Origin of the sequence: Mesorhizobium sp. WSM3879, from assembly GCF_002294915.1 — a bacterium.
GTDB lineage: Bacteria > Pseudomonadota > Alphaproteobacteria > Rhizobiales > Rhizobiaceae > Mesorhizobium.
On record NZ_NSFZ01000006.1, the window covers coordinates 271,145 to 285,845 of the forward strand.

Annotated in this window: 28 protein-coding genes; 11 read left to right on the forward strand and 17 right to left on the reverse strand. The window is 62.1% G+C overall.

What is annotated here, in order from left to right:
- Window positions 1-118 precede the first annotated feature (118 nt).
- The 17 genes from CK218_RS16355 to CK218_RS16435 all read right to left on the reverse strand — a co-directional run bounded on the left by CK218_RS16355 (window position 119) and on the right by CK218_RS16435 (window position 8,913).
- Window positions 119-391 carry a hypothetical protein gene (locus CK218_RS16355; RefSeq protein ID WP_066993777.1) on the reverse strand — a complete coding sequence of 91 codons (273 nt, stop codon included), beginning with the start codon at window positions 389-391 and terminating at the stop codon, window positions 119-121.
- Window positions 388-648, reverse strand: coding sequence for a hypothetical protein (locus tag CK218_RS16360; RefSeq protein WP_066993774.1), 261 nt, complete (start codon window positions 646-648; stop codon window positions 388-390). The genes CK218_RS16355 and CK218_RS16360 overlap by 4 nt, the downstream gene beginning before the upstream one ends.
- Window positions 632-874, reverse strand: coding sequence for a hypothetical protein (locus CK218_RS16365; protein ID WP_066993772.1), 243 nt, complete (start codon window positions 872-874; stop codon window positions 632-634). The genes CK218_RS16360 and CK218_RS16365 overlap by 17 nt, the downstream gene beginning before the upstream one ends.
- Window positions 875-881: 7 nt before the next feature.
- Window positions 882-1,322, reverse strand: coding sequence for a MucR family transcriptional regulator (locus CK218_RS16370; RefSeq protein ID WP_280940538.1), 441 nt, complete (start codon window positions 1,320-1,322; stop codon window positions 882-884).
- Window positions 1,323-1,538: 216 nt separating this feature from the next.
- A complete protein-coding gene (locus tag CK218_RS16375; protein ID WP_095828303.1) occupies window positions 1,539-2,393 on the reverse strand; it encodes a glycosyltransferase family 25 protein in 855 nt (284 codons plus the stop codon).
- A 538-nt stretch (window positions 2,394-2,931) separates the two neighbouring features.
- Window positions 2,932-3,438: a hypothetical protein gene (locus tag CK218_RS16385; RefSeq protein WP_066993759.1), complete on the reverse strand. Its 507-nt coding sequence runs from the start codon at window positions 3,436-3,438 to the stop codon at window positions 2,932-2,934.
- The gene (locus CK218_RS16390) at window positions 3,438-3,803 is read right to left on the reverse strand and encodes a hypothetical protein (RefSeq protein WP_143749645.1); all 366 of its coding nucleotides are present in this window, start codon (window positions 3,801-3,803) and stop codon (window positions 3,438-3,440) included. The genes CK218_RS16385 and CK218_RS16390 overlap by 1 nt, the downstream gene beginning before the upstream one ends.
- 26 nt (window positions 3,804-3,829) lie before the next feature.
- Window positions 3,830-4,009: a hypothetical protein gene (locus CK218_RS16395; RefSeq protein WP_066993753.1), complete on the reverse strand. Its 180-nt coding sequence runs from the start codon at window positions 4,007-4,009 to the stop codon at window positions 3,830-3,832.
- Window positions 4,009-4,224 carry a hypothetical protein gene (locus tag CK218_RS16400; protein ID WP_066993750.1) on the reverse strand — a complete coding sequence of 72 codons (216 nt, stop codon included), beginning with the start codon at window positions 4,222-4,224 and terminating at the stop codon, window positions 4,009-4,011. Before CK218_RS16400 ends, CK218_RS16395 begins: the two co-directional genes overlap by 1 nt.
- Window positions 4,224-4,460: a hypothetical protein gene (locus CK218_RS30205; RefSeq protein WP_143749646.1), complete on the reverse strand. Its 237-nt coding sequence runs from the start codon at window positions 4,458-4,460 to the stop codon at window positions 4,224-4,226. The genes CK218_RS16400 and CK218_RS30205 overlap by 1 nt, the downstream gene beginning before the upstream one ends.
- Window positions 4,445-4,633, reverse strand: coding sequence for a hypothetical protein (locus CK218_RS16405; RefSeq protein WP_066993747.1), 189 nt, complete (start codon window positions 4,631-4,633; stop codon window positions 4,445-4,447). Before CK218_RS16405 ends, CK218_RS30205 begins: the two co-directional genes overlap by 16 nt.
- Entirely contained in the window at window positions 4,630-5,040 is a 411-nt protein-coding gene (locus tag CK218_RS16410; RefSeq protein WP_066993744.1) for a hypothetical protein, read from the reverse strand. Before CK218_RS16410 ends, CK218_RS16405 begins: the two co-directional genes overlap by 4 nt.
- Window positions 5,041-5,042: 2 nt before the next feature.
- A complete protein-coding gene (locus tag CK218_RS16415; protein ID WP_095828305.1) occupies window positions 5,043-6,149 on the reverse strand; it encodes a hypothetical protein in 1,107 nt (368 codons plus the stop codon).
- Window positions 6,146-6,331: a hypothetical protein gene (locus CK218_RS16420; RefSeq protein ID WP_066993738.1), complete on the reverse strand. Its 186-nt coding sequence runs from the start codon at window positions 6,329-6,331 to the stop codon at window positions 6,146-6,148. Before CK218_RS16420 ends, CK218_RS16415 begins: the two co-directional genes overlap by 4 nt.
- Window positions 6,332-6,333: 2 nt before the next feature.
- Window positions 6,334-6,645 (reverse strand): hypothetical protein, encoded by a 312-nt coding sequence (locus CK218_RS16425; RefSeq protein WP_066993734.1) that lies wholly within the window; start codon window positions 6,643-6,645, stop codon window positions 6,334-6,336.
- Window positions 6,642-7,823 (reverse strand): hypothetical protein, encoded by a 1,182-nt coding sequence (locus CK218_RS16430; RefSeq protein WP_143749647.1) that lies wholly within the window; start codon window positions 7,821-7,823, stop codon window positions 6,642-6,644. Before CK218_RS16430 ends, CK218_RS16425 begins: the two co-directional genes overlap by 4 nt.
- 262 nt (window positions 7,824-8,085) lie before the next feature.
- A complete protein-coding gene (locus CK218_RS16435; protein ID WP_143749648.1) occupies window positions 8,086-8,913 on the reverse strand; it encodes an XRE family transcriptional regulator in 828 nt (275 codons plus the stop codon).
- A 76-nt stretch (window positions 8,914-8,989) separates the two neighbouring features.
- Here CK218_RS16435 and CK218_RS30210 point away from each other — a divergent pair, with 76 nt between their 5' ends.
- The 11 genes from CK218_RS30210 to CK218_RS16495 all read left to right on the forward strand — a co-directional run bounded on the left by CK218_RS30210 (window position 8,990) and on the right by CK218_RS16495 (window position 14,656).
- Window positions 8,990-9,541, forward strand: coding sequence for a hypothetical protein (locus CK218_RS30210; RefSeq protein WP_143749649.1), 552 nt, complete (start codon window positions 8,990-8,992; stop codon window positions 9,539-9,541).
- 95 nt (window positions 9,542-9,636) lie between these two features.
- Window positions 9,637-9,846 (forward strand): hypothetical protein, encoded by a 210-nt coding sequence (locus CK218_RS16450; protein ID WP_066993719.1) that lies wholly within the window; start codon window positions 9,637-9,639, stop codon window positions 9,844-9,846.
- Between the two features lie 131 nt (window positions 9,847-9,977).
- Window positions 9,978-10,226 carry a GIY-YIG nuclease family protein gene (locus CK218_RS16455; protein ID WP_179294524.1) on the forward strand — a complete coding sequence of 83 codons (249 nt, stop codon included), beginning with the start codon at window positions 9,978-9,980 and terminating at the stop codon, window positions 10,224-10,226.
- The gene (locus tag CK218_RS16460) at window positions 10,223-11,125 is read left to right on the forward strand and encodes a helix-turn-helix domain-containing protein (protein WP_095828308.1); all 903 of its coding nucleotides are present in this window, start codon (window positions 10,223-10,225) and stop codon (window positions 11,123-11,125) included. The genes CK218_RS16455 and CK218_RS16460 overlap by 4 nt, the downstream gene beginning before the upstream one ends.
- Window positions 11,126-11,130: 5 nt before the next feature.
- Window positions 11,131-11,826: a hypothetical protein gene (locus tag CK218_RS16465; RefSeq protein ID WP_143749650.1), complete on the forward strand. Its 696-nt coding sequence runs from the start codon at window positions 11,131-11,133 to the stop codon at window positions 11,824-11,826.
- Window positions 11,816-12,241 carry a hypothetical protein gene (locus CK218_RS16470; RefSeq protein WP_066993707.1) on the forward strand — a complete coding sequence of 142 codons (426 nt, stop codon included), beginning with the start codon at window positions 11,816-11,818 and terminating at the stop codon, window positions 12,239-12,241. The genes CK218_RS16465 and CK218_RS16470 overlap by 11 nt, the downstream gene beginning before the upstream one ends.
- Complete coding sequence (locus CK218_RS16475) at window positions 12,241-12,549, forward strand: hypothetical protein (RefSeq protein WP_066993702.1); 309 nt, start codon at window positions 12,241-12,243, stop codon at window positions 12,547-12,549. Before CK218_RS16470 ends, CK218_RS16475 begins: the two co-directional genes overlap by 1 nt.
- A gap of 90 nt (window positions 12,550-12,639) precedes the next feature.
- Window positions 12,640-12,975, forward strand: a complete 336-nt coding sequence (locus tag CK218_RS16480) for a hypothetical protein (RefSeq protein ID WP_066993699.1) — start codon at window positions 12,640-12,642, stop codon at window positions 12,973-12,975.
- A gap of 63 nt (window positions 12,976-13,038) precedes the next feature.
- Window positions 13,039-14,118 (forward strand): SAM-dependent methyltransferase, encoded by a 1,080-nt coding sequence (locus tag CK218_RS16485; RefSeq protein ID WP_245435061.1) that lies wholly within the window; start codon window positions 13,039-13,041, stop codon window positions 14,116-14,118.
- Entirely contained in the window at window positions 14,115-14,396 is a 282-nt protein-coding gene (locus tag CK218_RS16490; protein ID WP_066993696.1) for a hypothetical protein, read from the forward strand. The genes CK218_RS16485 and CK218_RS16490 overlap by 4 nt, the downstream gene beginning before the upstream one ends.
- Window positions 14,393-14,656: a hypothetical protein gene (locus CK218_RS16495; RefSeq protein ID WP_066993693.1), complete on the forward strand. Its 264-nt coding sequence runs from the start codon at window positions 14,393-14,395 to the stop codon at window positions 14,654-14,656. Before CK218_RS16490 ends, CK218_RS16495 begins: the two co-directional genes overlap by 4 nt.
- The last annotated feature ends 45 nt before the right edge of the window (window positions 14,657-14,701 follow it).

The window sequence follows — 14,701 nt, forward strand, 5'->3', positions numbered from 1 at the left end:
GTCTTGATCGCCTTCTCGCGCAACGACCTGGCGGACATGCGCAACCCTTTGTCGCGAAAAAGCGACGACCAGTATTCCGGCGTCTGCGACACGGTCAGCACTTCGGGCGGAAGGTCATTCATGCGCTCTTCCCGGTCGCGGCAGCCATCTCCTCGAAATCTTCTTCCTCGGGCTCGCGCTCGTGCGCATCGATGAGCGCCAGCTCGTCCCATTCCTCGCAGAGGTACTCGTATTCGGACTCGTCGCCGTCGAAGAACGGATGACGGCCGAGGTCGCGGTGCATGCGCCAACGGGTTTTGTCGGCGTAGCGACGGGTGTGGAAGGGCATCACCCAATCGGGCGGCTCGGTCTTCCAGGCGTCGTAGCCGGCCCATGAATCGCCGAGCATCATTTCGACCTTGGATGGGAAAGGCCGGGCAACGGGAACGGGTTCGGCACCTTGCCGGCGAGCATGCCATGGTGCGCCCAATCCTGGGTGTAATCGCAGAAGGGGCAAATCCAGCCGCGCACCGTCGCCACCAGCGCGCCCGTGTCGCCATAGGCCTCCCGGTGTTCGCCGTCGCCGCGGTTCGGGCAGGTGAAGGGGTGGAGGTGGCCGCACGTTTGATTGTGGGCCAGGTTCTCGACTTGATCAGCGGTGAACGCCATCGGTGGCCTCCTCGACCAACCAGGTCTGCGAATTTCCCTTGAAGCCGAAGAGGCTGTCGCCCGCCTCAATGACGGCGACAGCCCCGTCGCGCACCGCCGAGTGAACGACATGCTCGGGCACGGCCTGATAAGGACATTCGAACCACCACCGCCTCTGGCCACTGGAGAAGCCGAGGCGCAGGGAATCGCCCTTCGCAAGTCGCTCAATGACGGCGGCGACTTTCATGGTGCGCCTACTGGAAGGTGCGGCGCGCGGGCGCTTTGGTGCGGATCGGCGGCGCCTTGGGATGGCGGCCGAGGCCAGAGGCTTTCGCTAGCCGCGACCGCGTGGCGGAATAATTCGCCGCCACCATCGGGTAATCCGACGGCAGGCCCCACTTCGCGCGGTAGGCGTCGGGCGTCAGGCCGTGGTCAGTCATCAAGTGCCGCTTGAGCGATTTGAACTTCAATCCATTTTCCAGGCAGATGATGAAATCGGGATGGATCGACTTCTTGGGGTTGACCGCCGGCTCCTTCGGCGGGGTCGCGTTGACGACCGCCGGGTCGTCGAGCTTGCGCACAGCGGCGTTCACGCTGGCGATCAGGTCGGGCAGTTGAGCGGCCGGCACCGGGTTATTTCCGACATAGGCCGAGACGATCGAGGCCGTTAGCTCGATGTAGTTCTTGTCTTCCATGCTACTCTCCGTGGCGGGGGTCATGTCGTCGAGGTCAGATCGCCTCGGATCGACTTGGTAACGGGCGCGCGTGCCCGATTGGTGCCGGCGTCTCGACGAGATCGAATCTCATCATGCCGGGGTAGCAGCGACCTAGACCGGCGACGACTACTGCTGGCAAACTGCTCATGCTGCTTCTCTTTGCTACCAAATCGGTTCTTAGTGTAACCATTTTGGTTACAGTGAAGTCAAGCAAAAAGGTGGTTTAATTTTCCTAGGTCTTGGTGCAGAAAGCACCTGTTTGATCGGCAAACAGGACCTCGGTTCGCCAATGCCCCGGCGCAACCTGTGTCCCAGCCGACGGAGCGCCTGCAAGACCTTTCGCTCCAGCCACGGCTTCTCCATCAGGTTCCCGGGAAAGCGAGGATCGCTGTGCACGGCGAGCGCCGGCAGCTCGATCAGGCTGGACCCTTTCGGATAGAAGCACTGTGTTTGAATGCTAAGGGCCGGGATCATCTGATAGGATTTAAGGCTGCCGGCTATTCCACAGGCGGGGTTGAACTTCGCATGGTCGACCGCATCCGAGAATACTCTCGTCAGCGCTAAAAGGCGCTCAGCCGTTGCCCGCGAGAGGATGTATCCGCCGGACCCAAATGAAAAGCTCCGCAGAAGCGCAAGTTTGAAGGCGCCGGGTAGGGCAGACACAGAGCTGTCGAGCCAAACTCTGACGGGAACCGCCTCGATCTTGATGATGTCGGCATCCTTGGGAATCCACGAGGTGTTCTCACCTAGAAACGGGGCCGCTTGCTTCGCTATCAACATGTCGTCTTCGAAAACGCAGCCGTAGGCGTCCGGCCCTGACACGATCCGCTCCCAGCATTTGCGGTGGCTCAGGAAGCATCCCACTTCTTCTGGCGTCATCGCAGCCGCGCCAGCGGCGGGCTTGTGGACGTCCGAAATCTCGGCGTCGCTAAGCAGACGTCCGTCCACCGCCGGAACGCGTTCGAAGTCCGCTCCGATAGAGTTCAGACGGTCCGCCATCCGTTGCATCCTGCCGGGGCTGCGGTCCAGGTTGATGATGTAGGATTTCATGGAATTCGTTGATCGGCAGCTTGGCTGTCGGATCTGACCTCGTTCGGGCTACTTGCATCGCTGGCCTTGCCAGTTCTTCCCTGGCCTCTCTTGGCTTGGAAGAATTTCGCCTGCGCACGAGACATTCGCTTATTAAAGCTTCCCAGCAGATACCCGCCGGGCAATACGCACATTATTCCAGTGACGACGTTATTGGGGAACACAAAGTACAACAGCGCCAAACCGACACAGGTTACGATAAATGTCCAAAATAAGTTTGCAAACGCGTCTTGCCACATGCGGTTTATCGGAAGGAATTGCTCCATCCATGGCAAAACCAGCGGGTTCTTATCCCAAAACTGTTCAATTCGGATCGGTTCCGGTGGCACTGGCTTCGAACGATCAATGGGCTACTAAAGACGGCCTTGGTCGGCAGCGATGCAATGTCTAATGGACAAAAGCATCTCGTAAGATCCTCCAAGAAACCTCGGAGTATCCGTGCTCGGCCATGTTGTCTGTGCACGTTTTGCGTGGACTGCTTCACTTCTAGGTGATGGCCTCATAAGAGCGATCCTTGCGTGTCGAGAGGCGACGTTGAGGTGGCAGCCTTGGGCGCTTGCGCCAGCATCCATTTAGCCGGCACGACGGGCTTGCCATTCTTGGCGAATGGGACGAGGCGCTTCCAATCGAAAAACCCGAGCTGTCCGCCGACTGGGATGAATTCGACCGGACACGCGTCAGCGATCACGAGCCCCTTCGGACCGAAAAACCACGGGCTGTCGAACTGGGTCACGATGTCGACAATGGTGCCGACACCGACGATCCCGCCGCGCTCGAGCTCGGCCGGCGGCGGGCATTGGAAACCGAGAGACTGGCAGAGATCAGCGCAGTCCGCATATTCGTCGCGCGTCATGCCGGTCGAGGCGTGGATTGCGAAATCGCCGCGGAAATTCAGGCCTGGATTGCCAGCACGCCAGGATCGGTTCTCTACCGGCTTCCAGCCCATCATGAGGCAATGCGCCCATGGCTGGCGCACCGAGAGAGCCAGCTTCGGAAGGTCGACCATCACTCGCTCCTGGCGATCAGTTTGGGTTTCAGTTTGCCTTGCTTGGCCCTGTTCTCGACCGAGATTGGGACACCCGGCCGCTGCTCGAAGATCGTCTGCAGCACCTTACGCACCTGGTGGGCGCCGGGCGCGTCGGTGGCGAGGATCATCAGCGCCGCGTCGGCGAACGCCTGATTGATGTTGGCTGCGGTGGCAGCGACCGACGGGGCGGCGCGCACCCTGGCCCGGCTACGCCGCCGGGCGAGGCGGAAATATTCCCGCTTCTGGTCCTCGTTGAGGCTGGTGAAGCTTCCCGGCTTCGGCGCGTTCTTCGCCGTCAGCAGATCATAGAGCTTCGTCAGCGCCTCGTCGGGGCTCATTTGCATTTGGACATGTCCAGTTGCAGTTTCCATCACGGCGCCGCCGCCAGCAAAATACCTATCAGGATCAGCAGCGCGCCGATGAACGCGACTATCGCGCCGAAGACACATCCCTCGATCGGCACCCATCGACCGGTGAAATCGAGGTAGGCGCGCCGGCCGCAAGCGCTGAGCATGATGATGAAGCCGGCGGCCAGGAAGAACGTGCTCATCAGGTGCCCGCGATGTTGGTGTGCGTGGTGATGATGTTCGCGCCGCCGTCGGCGCGACCAGGATCCGAGCCGGTCGGCGCAAGCCGGAAATAGTCGAGCGCGGCTTCGGACATCGCGCACTCTGCCAGGTCATCGACCGACCGGCCTTTCTCGGCCGAAATGGCACTCATGCGAGCTGCGGTCAGTTCGTCGATATAGACGGAGATGATCGGCATCACTCGCCGCCTTCGCCTCTGCGAGGCCGCGCCTTGGTGATCAGCACCACCTCGCCGTTCGGATAGATCAGCTCGACCTGCTCATTGCGACCGATGCCGTCGAAGATCGCCGTCAGCTGGGACGTCAGGGATTCGTTGGCGCGCTCCAGCAAATCTATCTTCGCCTGCGTCTGCGCCTGGGCGATGCGCAGTTGGAGGTCCGAAATCCTGGGGGGATGCGCTACTTCGTTAGGCATGGGTCAGTCTCCTCGTTTTGGTCAGGGGTAAAGGGTATGAAGCCGCAGCTCGCCTTTTGCTCGACGACGCGCTCGGCATCGTTGGTCATGCTGGGCAGGTCCGGCCGGCAGCGGTCCGCGATGAAGACCACCCCAGGCGTGACGACGAGCTCGGCGTAGCTGGCGCGCTTCATCGGAAACCTCTTTGGAGCTTCGGGAAGGGCCGGCTCGGCATCTTCCGTTTCCGCTTGCCCTTTCCAGTGCGCCCCTCGAGTCGCTTTGTCTTCGCGATCTCGCGCTGGTCGACCGGGGTTTTGACGCCATGCGTCGGCTTGTTCAGGGCCACGATGAACTCGAGGGCGCACGATGGCGGGACGGTGTCATGCGCTTCCGGGTCCCAGCGCCGCCGCTGCAGCGCCGGATCGTGATCGAACTGAACACCGTCGAGCGGGTTGAGCCGCGCGCCGCTGGGCTCTTTGCCCCCTTGGCGCACGACGATCTCAAGCTTCTCGCGGACGCTCAGCGCGCGCGGCCGCCAGTTCTCCGGCGGACCGAGCACCGGGGCGCCGTGGTCGGGAAGGATTGCGATCCGGCCGGCCATGATCAGCCCGCGCTCGGCGGAGTGAGCGCAGCGAGCCGCCGCGCCTTGATCTTGTCGGCCAGCTGGCGACTGCTCTCGTCGTCGTGGAATTGAGCCTCGACGTCGAACTCGGTCCAGATTTCCTCCACGGCCGCGGTCGACTTCGCACCTTGAAGGGCGATCTGGAAATCCTCGAAGAACTTGCCGTTGTCGAAGGCCGCTGGTTGCTCCTCCTCGGCGGCTTCTGCGCCGTCGTGCATGCCCTCGACATCCTTGTCGAACCCGTTCTCGGGGATAGGGTCGACGGCGTCGAGGCTGGGCACCGGTGGCGGCGATGGCGGGGTGAGCCTGACCCTGGGTGCCGGCTCGTCGTCGTGGTGCTCGATCAGATCGCCGGCGATCTCGCGGGCCTCGAACTCATCTCGCACGCCGCCAAGAACGTCGCCGAATAGCTCGCGCAGGCAGAAGCCAGCTGCGCGCCATTGCTTCATCCGCTTGGGGTGGCGGAACCAGGAGGAATCGTTAGGCACGTCGTCCCACACATGCTGGTTGTTTTTCCAGACCTTGCCGCGACGGGTCGGGCGTTCGTCCCAGAGGCCGGCTTGCTTGGCATCCGCGACCGAATAGGCCTCGACCTTCATTTCCCCTGTGTCGGACCGCACCGCCTTGCACCAGCCGATGGTGCGCTCGTCGACGGTGTTCATCTGGGCAACCACATCCTTGTGCAGGCCGAGATTGAGGAGCGCCTCTTTCGTCGCATCGCGCAGATAGCCCAGCTCGACCGATTTCGCTCTGCCCGACTTTCGAACGACGTTGATCAGTCCGTCGCCGTAAAGCGCCGGCTTGCCGCCGATGACGGTAAAGCTGCGCAGCGCCACCATGGGCGGTAGGCCGAGCTCCGCGCCGGACATGATGACGATGGCCACGGCGCTGGTGCCCTTCTTGCCCCAACGCTTCCAGGCGTCGTCGCCGGCATCCTCAGCCGGCTCGCGACCGACAAGCGCCTGTGGCGCCAGACCGGCCTCGACGATCATGGTGGCGAGACGCCACGTTTCCTCGATCGACTGAGGGATGATGGCGCTGATCGCGCCGCCGACCATAAGGGCCGGTAACTGAGCCCGTTCGTTCATTTCCAATCCTCGGGGTTGAAGCTGTTGGCGCGCCAGGTCCGGCGCATCTCATCCTGCTCGATGCGCATGTCATTCCAGGCGAACCAGAAGGCGGCGGGGACTTCGCGGAAGAGCCGTCTGCAAGCGGCGCTGATCATCACGGGAAGCCAGAAAATGATGATGGCAACGCGGACCAAGCTCATGGCTATTTGTCCACGTCGTCGAAAATCGACCGGTTCCCGTTCTCGTCGAGCAGCGTGCCGTCGGGCGACCACTGGTGCCGGCCGTTCGGATGCTTGGCGGCGCGCTGCTCGTCGGTGCGCACGTCGATTGCGAGGATGGCTGTGTTGGCGGCGTCGGAATGATCCTTGATCTCCGCGACCGTGACGGACGTCTCGCGTCCGCGAACAGGCACTATGACGCGGGAGCCGACAGCCACGTCGAAGGCGCCGGCGAAATAGTCGTAAGTCTTGTCGCTCTCGCCGAATTTCACGGCGACGATCTTCTGGTCGGTCATGCTGCCCTCTTGTCTGGGACCCGCTCCATGCCGGCCGGCAGGGCGGCGTCTTTGTTGCGCGCGATGCGGCCGGCGATCTTCTCGACCGCCTCCCGGACCTCAGGCTCGTCTTTCAACGCAATGAGCAGCGCGTCGTAGTCGGTGATGTTCGCGACCCAATAGGTGTGCAGGGACATCTTGGCGCCGGTCCTGCCGGCGAAGACCGGACGGGCTTGAGCCTCGCGCGCAGCTTCCGCTGCGCGATCGTTCAGCCGCTTGGCCTCCGCCTCGGCTTCGAGCCGCCGGGCCTCCTGCTCGCTCTCCTGCGCGAACGAAGATGCGAGGCCGGGTGAAGTGTCGGCTTCGCGCTGGGCCTTCTTCTCCTCGGCCGCGCGCGCGGCGTCGGCCGCCCGCTGCTGAGCCGCCTCTGCTTCGCGCCGTATGCGATCGGCATCCTCGCGAGCCTTGCGCTGACGCTCCTGCTCCAGGCGGTCCAGTTCTTTCAGCCACGCCTCACCATGCTTTTTCAGCTTCTTGGCCAGGTCCTTGGAATCGGTGCGCAGATCGCGCCATTTGTCATCGACGGCGTTGCCGCCATCGAGCCAAGGGCGCTTCTCGACGGTGAATTGTTCGTCCGCCCTGTTCGCGATGCCGGAGAGCCGCTTTGCCCAGACGCCCGCCTGATCGGCCTGCTCCTGCGTGCTGATCGGCCTTTTGAGGAAGCCCTCGACCGTTTCCTTCTCGGCCGCCAGTTCCAGGGTCAGGTCTTTGTGCAGATCGCCTGTCTTAGCCGGGAGGTTGTGCTCCTTCGAAACCGGCGGCGGGTCATCTGGCCAAGGCTCGCCGGCCAGCACGGAATGATAGAGCGCTTCGGTGATCGGGTTGCGGCAAGCATAGTTCCAGACCTTGTCGGCCTCCGCTTCCTTGCCACCCTGCAGGCAGATGACACTGCCCGCCGCATCGCGCCAGATTGCAACGGGAACCAGAGGCGCATCCTTGAACGGACGGTTCCTGAAAAATCCTGACTCCGGGCTGTCGGCCGAAGGGGCGAGCAGGAGCAGCTGATCGTGGGTCAGCTCGCGATATCCACCCGCCAGTTTCAATGCCTGACGCCACCATGCGTATTGGTCCGCCGTCATCCGTCTGTATCCTTTTGTGTTACACGTGAAACCAATTTGGCAACACAATGGGCGCGACAAAGCTGTCGCGGGGTGCAGTGCTGCTTAGATCGGGAGAACCCGGCCGAGCTGGTGCGGGCGAATGGTGCGGGGGGTCACACCAGCCCGGCCGGGAGCGCGCAGATACTCAACACATGACCGCGAGGCGTGATGGGAAAATACAACCAGGGGCAACTGGGCCATCGTCTAGCGATCCTTCTGCGTGATCAGGATCGTAACCGGTTTGGTACGCTTTGCAAGGGGTGTTTCCGAAATGGTTACATTCGGGGCAAAAAAAAGCAGATCAGAGTGTGGAAATCCTGAGCCGAGCGCGGCCAATGACCTTCAAGTCCGCCGGCTGCACGGTTTCGTTGGTCGCCGCGGGGTTGTCGCTGTGCACCTGAACGGCGCCTGTCGTCGTGGGCGAAAGGTAGCGCCATTGCACCGCGCCGGCGATCTCCAAGGCGAAGAGGCCCGGTCGATTGGGGATGTTGTCGTCCAAATCGATCACAAGCGCATCCCCTTTGGCAACAATGCCATTGGCCTGGTAGGCGTCGACCATCATGAACCGAAGGTTGTGGCCCTCCGAGTTCGGCAGCATCCGCGTCAAAAACTCTGGATCGATCACCAGTCCTGGCGCTGCCGGGCGGCTCTTCCCGGCGGAGATCTCGAATACGTGGCTGAATTTGCTTACGTCCACCTCCGCAAGCTCTGGAAACATAAGTTCTTCCGGCCTCACGTTCAGGTGCGGCGCGATTCGCTCTGCCCACTTCAAGGTGAGCTTCCGTCCGTTGGGGCCGTCCTCTTCTTCCAAACGGCCCATCTGCGGCCTTGTGGTGCCAACGCGACGCGCCAGCTCGGCCTTGCTGATCCCAGCCTTTTCCCGGAAGTGCTTAATTCCATTCGCCATATCAATGCGGTAGCTCAAAACGAATTCGTGCGAAACTGTGCCAGTTTGGTTACAAACCTTGACGTGTAACCAAATTGGTGACAAAACCCGGCCATGGAAAACCTGCATCAACTGACGAAATGGCGTTTGGACCGCAATCTGAGCGCTGCCGACGTGGGCCGGATGATCGATTGTACGCGGCTGACAGTCGATCGGTACGAGGCCGGCCGGATGCCCAGGCAACCATATCTCGACCGCACCGTCGTTATGTCCGACGGTGAGGTGAACGCAAACCACTGGTTGGGCAAGGAGGCGGCAGATGTCGTTGCACGGCGCCGGGCTCCGGCTTGACCCGAGATACGATCAACACGGTTCCTCGTTCCGTCCGAAATTGGTCGGCGCGTTCAACAACTTCCCAGGCCGCAACTCCAAGCGGTTTCCAGCAATCAACGTCATGGGCCATCGGCTTTCCCCTTGCGGTTGTAGCGATGATGGCGGGGAAATTGTTGGATGTGTCCGACAAGGCATCCGAGAATCCCGATGGGTCGTCGTTCCTTCTCCTGTTTTTTGTGAGGAATCGATGCAGGACATCGCTGCAGAGCTACAACAGGTGGTGTTCAAAGCCGCCGGAACCATCAAACCAGGCATGGGCATCAAAGCCCAAATCAACGCCGCTTGTGACGCGCTGGGCTACCCGCGCGGCCACTGGCGGGTGAGAGAGGCTTGGTATGGCACCGCTTCCAACTGGAACGGCAAAGCTATCTTCGACCTTCTCGGCCGTTACAACCGCTTGTGCCAAAAGACCGGCTCGGATGTTGGGCCAGTTAACGATCCTGTAGCCGTCATCGCGAAAGCTTCGAATTCAGGCTGATTGTGACGGAGGTGTGATTTCCTCCGTCCATTAGTTGAGCCGTATGTCCGCACGTAATGTTTCAGACTGAAACATTCCGAGGAGGTTTAATAAAAATGAAGCAGACAGAGGGCGGGCAGGTGGTAAACGGCGAAGTAAAGAAAGTGATGGCTGAGTTTTGCCAAACAGCAAGAAACATCGGATCAGCTGCGGCCGAGCGAGCTGCTACGGTGCATCTTGTGGCAGCGGCAGCATATCTGGGGGAAACCGCCGGCCCGAGCATGACTAAACAAATCCTGTCGGCTGTATTGGCCTCGATCGGATAGGCAATGAACTACCAGATTGAACGGCAATACCATTTGTAGCTTGTAGGATTGCCGCTCCTCGCAGTTGAGAGAGCGACATGACGATAATTCGTAAGCATGGCCCGAGACCGGTCTGCGAGGATCCGGGCTTCGTGTATGTGATGACGGCTGAGCTCGGCGGGGTCAAGATCGGGATGTCGACCGATCCCACCCGCCGCTGCAAGGCCGTCAATCGCAACAAGGCCATCAAAGCGGTGGTGGTGTTCCAGCGGCACTTCGCAGACCATCAGGACGCTGAGCGGCTCACCCACATTGCCCTGGCCAAATGGCGCCTGTCTGGCGAGTGGTATAGTTGCCCGGTCGAAACCGCGGTCGCGGCAGTTGAGGCACTGCCAGCATGAGCCATGCCGCCACAAATTGGGCCATAACCCAGCGCGGGCTCAAACCTGCCACGCGCATCGTCCTCTGGCATCTCTGCGACCGCCACAACCCCGACCTTGGCTGCTTCCCGTCCCAAGACAAGCTCGCCTATGACTGCGAGATGTCGCGCTCTGCGCTCAATGAGCATCTCAAGATCCTGGAGCTGACCGGCCTAATTCGCCGGGAGCAGCATATCAACCCCCGCACCAAACAGCAGGAGAACACGCGCTATCGGTTCGCATTCGAGGCCGATTTCGTCACGGCACAAGATGTGGTGGAGCCGAGTCCGGAATCTGGACACGGCGCCGAGTCCGGAAAAGAGGGCGAGCCGTGTCCGGAAAATGTCTATAGCCGTGTCCGGAATCCGGACACTAACCCTGTAAGGGAACCAGTAAGAGAACCTCCAGGGCGCGCTGACGCGCCGGGCGGAGGGGATTTCGATATGCTGTGGTCCTCATGGCCAGAGAAGATGCGACCGGACAGCCGGGAAGCGGCTGCGAAGACGTTCGCAAGCCTTGAAGCTGACGGCAAGGCGCTGGCGATTGCGACGGCGGAGACCTATCGAACGACCATGATCCTTCGGAAGGAAAAGCCCCTAATGATCCCCTTCCTGAAAAAGCAGCTCTTCCTCGAGTTCCATGGCGCGCCACCCATCGACAAGGACGGGGATTTCGTGATCACGCCCGAGCGGCCCGAGTGGGGCGCATGGCTGGGCTCGATCCGCCGCCACTATGGTGAGCCGGGCGTGCAAAGCACGATTAAGTGTCGTCGCATCCTACGCAAAACACGGTGGCCGAGCGATCTTTCGCTTGCCCAAAGTGTAACCAAAATGGCAACATCTGGAACCGTAACGGATACTGCTTCGGCGGGTCGTGCATGATGAAAATGAAGCGCCTTTTCCTCGATACGCCCGCCGAGCTGGAGAAGCGGATTGACCGCTTCATCGAGCACATGCGGCATGCCGAGGACATCTTCTTCACCAAGAACAAGCGTGGCCTGCCCACACCGCGCGACCTGCTCTGGATACTGTTTGCCGACGCCGTCGACACGGCCCGAAACATGCCCGACGTCGAACGCCGCATGGTCTCCAAGGTCGGATCGGCCATGCCGTCGTCGCGAGAGACCGAGCATCAAGCCTATGTGCGCGAGCTGTCGCGCATGGCCGACGGAATGCCACAGTACGACACCACGGAAGTTCGCATCGTGGTTCACCAGTCGGCCGCCGACCGTATGGTCGACATCATGGACCTTCTCCGCTTCGTGCGGGCAGGGCGGCAAGGGCAGGATGCGCAGCGCTACAAGCGCACGTTCTTGGCGCATGCCGGCGGCCACGGTGTCAAGTTCTGCACGCGCGTCTGGGACCGGCACCGCGTCGAGGTCATGTCGCGGCAGGCGCTGCACGACGTCAAGAGCCGGGTCCTGGGCCAAATCCTAGTCGGCATCGAAAAGGAGTTCGGCCTGGTTCGCACCAGCCGCAGTTTCCGGCGCAAGACCGTTCGGGAGATCGACCAGCTTCGAAGGGAACGCAAGCGCGAGGAAAAACGTCGCCGGCGCGAGGAGCAGGAAAACAATGCCGGTTGACATCGCGATGCCGCGGAACCTGGTCGATCGGCGCAAGAACGCCGGCCATGCCGCGATCTGCGCCGTCGGCTTTGAGGCTGACCCGGGCGTCTTCCGGCTTGCGACGGCCGAAAACATCGAGGCGCATCTCCCGCAGCTCCAGCCCGGCCGGTGGGAGAGGCTTCATTTCGCGCACGTCGTCTGGACGCCGGGGCTCGCCGTGGCGCGCACCATCGTGCTGGGTGCCGAGCGGACTCTCGCCAACTGCCATCTTGGCCAGCACTGGTACCGGGCAAGTCTCGACGTGCTTCACGGCCTGATCCTGGCCGAGGCCGCATCCCTTAGGTCTCCCGTTTGGTCGCAATCCGAGATGATGCACATGCTCGTAGGTCAAGCCATTCGCGCTGCCGACCGCTTTGCGGCGGGGATCATCTGATGTTCCCGACAGCCGACCAGATCGCCCTTGCCATCGTTATGGCCTGCCGGCCGCACCGAGAGGACCCGTTTGCTCTGTGCGCCGGCGAACTCGGCATGCGCTCGCGGCATATCGCCATGGAAGCGTTGATGATCGGCTTTCCTGATGCACGTCGAGTCGGGCTCGGCAAATGTTTGGCCTACCGCGCTCCGCGCTCGGCGCAGGGCCAGGTGATCGGCGCCAAGAAAGGCAAGTGGTGGAGCGACGACTACGTCGACGAGATCGTCGGCGTCATCGTCGCCGAGCAATACGGCGAGCAAGCGCAATGATCGCCCGCCTCTCCCGTTTCATCCGCCGTCTTCGCGGCCGCGCAATTCCGCGCGTGTCGTGTCGCGGCATCTACCTGAGGATCAACTGAAATGGACATGCCAGCAGTGCAAACGCCCCTAGTGACTGAGGAGGATATTTCGAGCGCCCTGGAGGAACAGCTGGAGCAGGACGCTCCGCCGTCGGTCCGCTCGATGATCGCCAACACAGGCAAAACGCTCAAGCGCTTCGTCGATCAGATGCGGCGCAAGGAAACCGAGCTGGAGGGGGTGAAGGCGGCCGCCACGGCAGAGTTTGAGCGCGTCGTCGCTCTCGCGAAGATGGTACGCGATAACTGCCACGCTGAAACCGACGCGGATCTCCACCAGATCAGGACGACACTCGAGGTGCTCGATCCGGCCCGGGCCAAGCTGTCCGAAATGGCGTAACCCATGGAGGCGGTTGTCCCCTTGGACGATTCCGGACTCGCTCATGTCATCGAGCGAGCTCGGATGCTGTTCGACGACGGCGACGTCGCATCGGCGCGCATGCTGGCCGCTGGCGCCTATGACCAGGCGAAGGCGGCAGGGAGCTACGCCACCCGCTTCCATGCCGGCGAGCATCTGATCCGAAAGGCGCGCCGGCTCCAGGGTGACGCGCTGCTGATCGAAACGCGCGCGAAGATCACGATTGCCACCGAATGGACTGCCGCCCAGGAAAGAGGGGAAGCTTCGAAGGGCGGCAGACCGAAAACCGTTCCAGAGGGGAACGGTTTCACCGCAGCTGAAGCCGGGCTCACCCGCAAGGAAATCCACGACGCGCGCAAGCTGGCCGATGCCGAGCGGCGGGATCCTGGGATCGTGGAGCGCGCGATCGCCGGCCGCGTGGCCGCCGGGCTCGAGCCGAGCCGGGCCAACTTGCGCGTGGCGATCGGCACGGACACCGCCACGGCCGCCGAGCGCGGCAACAATCTCTACGAGACATGCCCGGAGGCGATGCATGCGCTGCTCGCGCTCGAGTCGTTCTCGCCTACGGTGAAGGCCTGCGGCCGCGGCGCCATCGTGAAGATGCTCGAGGCGGCCGGCTACGAGGTCGAGATTTCCGACCTGGTGGACTATGGAACCGTGACCGCGTTGGGCGTTTTGCAGCGCGTCGAGGATTTCCTGACGAGCACGCCCGAAGTTCTCGCGAGCGAGCTGGGCGGCGGTGGCTGGTATACTTTCGGACCCGACATCGCGACAAATCCGCCCTATGGCCCTGCGCTCAACGCCTTCGTCGCGCATGCGCTGCGCGATCGTCCGCGCAAGATGGCGCTGCTGCTCAACCTGAATTTCTTCTGCGGCTTCGATGATGCCGACCGCAATTACGCAATGGACGAATGCAAGCCGGCCCGGGTCTACGCTTTCACGCGGCGCCTTCCGATGATGCATCGCGACGGCTGGGACGGCAACGAGTCCAGCAGCCGCATGAACCTGGCATGGTTCGTCTGGGAGATGGACCAGAATGGCAGTTACGCCGGGCCGACCATCACAATCCGCGTCGACTGGAAAGACTATCTGCTCGCATCCAATCGTCAGGAGAGCATGCTTTGAACCATTTCGCGGGCTTCACCGTTCCGGTCGCTGGCGGGCACCACGCGATGCTGCGCTTTGCCGAGGATGGCAAGGCCGAGCCGGTACTCGGCGACAAGGGCCATCCGAAGGTGTTTGAGACCGAACTGGAGGCGCAGAAGGCGGTCACGGATCACCTGTTGCGCTACTTCAATGGGCATTTAAGGCGGGACGGCGAAACCATCTCCACGGCCCGCGACGCGGCCGAGCGCATCTTCCGCAAGGGCCGAATGATACCGGTGGAAAGGCGTGTGCCATGACCATCACGCCGACACTGAAAGGCTTCCGCGAAGGTTGGGCGCGCAAAGCCTTCGAAGGGAGCAAAGCCCACTTCTTCCGGCGCGAGGGCGCAGGGCTCGCGACCTCACTCTGCGGGAGCCAGGATGCGCCGGCGGGATTCCTGTTCGATGCAGGATGCAACGAGCGCTGCGCCCGGTGCGCAAAATTGAGGGAAAGCGAGATCGCGAATGAGGCGGCAGCGGCCACAGAGGACGGTCAGGACGCGTGCGGCAAGGTGTAGAATTGCCGGGGGCGACTTCCCCCGACGGTGATCTGAGGATCACAG

Bases quoted from the DNA above. Each gene is read 5' to 3' on its own strand.
- CK218_RS16355 (WP_066993777.1), bottom strand. From the start codon at position 391: ATGATGCTCGGCGATTCATGGGCCGGCTACGACGCCTGGAAGACCGAG.
- CK218_RS16360 (WP_066993774.1), bottom strand. From the start codon at position 648: ATGGCGTTCACCGCTGATCAAGTCGAGAACCTGGCCCACAATCAAACG.
- CK218_RS16365 (WP_066993772.1), bottom strand. From the start codon at position 874: ATGAAAGTCGCCGCCGTCATTGAGCGACTTGCGAAGGGCGATTCCCTG.
- CK218_RS16370 (WP_280940538.1), bottom strand. From the start codon at position 1,322: ATGGAAGACAAGAACTACATCGAGCTAACGGCCTCGATCGTCTCGGCC.
- CK218_RS16375 (WP_095828303.1), bottom strand. From the start codon at position 2,393: ATGAAATCCTACATCATCAACCTGGACCGCAGCCCCGGCAGGATGCAA.
- CK218_RS16385 (WP_066993759.1), bottom strand. From the start codon at position 3,438: ATGGTCGACCTTCCGAAGCTGGCTCTCTCGGTGCGCCAGCCATGGGCG.
- CK218_RS16390 (WP_143749645.1), bottom strand. From the start codon at position 3,803: ATGCAAATGAGCCCCGACGAGGCGCTGACGAAGCTCTATGATCTGCTG.
- CK218_RS16395 (WP_066993753.1), bottom strand. From the start codon at position 4,009: ATGAGCACGTTCTTCCTGGCCGCCGGCTTCATCATCATGCTCAGCGCT.
- CK218_RS16400 (WP_066993750.1), bottom strand. From the start codon at position 4,224: ATGCCGATCATCTCCGTCTATATCGACGAACTGACCGCAGCTCGCATG.
- CK218_RS30205 (WP_143749646.1), bottom strand. From the start codon at position 4,460: ATGCCTAACGAAGTAGCGCATCCCCCCAGGATTTCGGACCTCCAACTG.
- CK218_RS16405 (WP_066993747.1), bottom strand. From the start codon at position 4,633: ATGAAGCGCGCCAGCTACGCCGAGCTCGTCGTCACGCCTGGGGTGGTC.
- CK218_RS16410 (WP_066993744.1), bottom strand. From the start codon at position 5,040: ATGGCCGGCCGGATCGCAATCCTTCCCGACCACGGCGCCCCGGTGCTC.
- CK218_RS16415 (WP_095828305.1), bottom strand. From the start codon at position 6,149: ATGAACGAACGGGCTCAGTTACCGGCCCTTATGGTCGGCGGCGCGATC.
- CK218_RS16420 (WP_066993738.1), bottom strand. From the start codon at position 6,331: ATGAGCTTGGTCCGCGTTGCCATCATCATTTTCTGGCTTCCCGTGATG.
- CK218_RS16425 (WP_066993734.1), bottom strand. From the start codon at position 6,645: ATGACCGACCAGAAGATCGTCGCCGTGAAATTCGGCGAGAGCGACAAG.
- CK218_RS30210 (WP_143749649.1), top strand. From the start codon at position 8,990: ATGTCGTTGCACGGCGCCGGGCTCCGGCTTGACCCGAGATACGATCAA.
- CK218_RS16450 (WP_066993719.1), top strand. From the start codon at position 9,637: ATGAAGCAGACAGAGGGCGGGCAGGTGGTAAACGGCGAAGTAAAGAAA.
- CK218_RS16460 (WP_095828308.1), top strand. From the start codon at position 10,223: ATGAGCCATGCCGCCACAAATTGGGCCATAACCCAGCGCGGGCTCAAA.
- CK218_RS16465 (WP_143749650.1), top strand. From the start codon at position 11,131: ATGAAGCGCCTTTTCCTCGATACGCCCGCCGAGCTGGAGAAGCGGATT.
- CK218_RS16470 (WP_066993707.1), top strand. From the start codon at position 11,816: ATGCCGGTTGACATCGCGATGCCGCGGAACCTGGTCGATCGGCGCAAG.
- CK218_RS16475 (WP_066993702.1), top strand. From the start codon at position 12,241: ATGTTCCCGACAGCCGACCAGATCGCCCTTGCCATCGTTATGGCCTGC.
- CK218_RS16480 (WP_066993699.1), top strand. From the start codon at position 12,640: ATGGACATGCCAGCAGTGCAAACGCCCCTAGTGACTGAGGAGGATATT.
- CK218_RS16485 (WP_245435061.1), top strand. From the start codon at position 13,039: ATGCTGTTCGACGACGGCGACGTCGCATCGGCGCGCATGCTGGCCGCT.
- CK218_RS16495 (WP_066993693.1), top strand. From the start codon at position 14,393: ATGACCATCACGCCGACACTGAAAGGCTTCCGCGAAGGTTGGGCGCGC.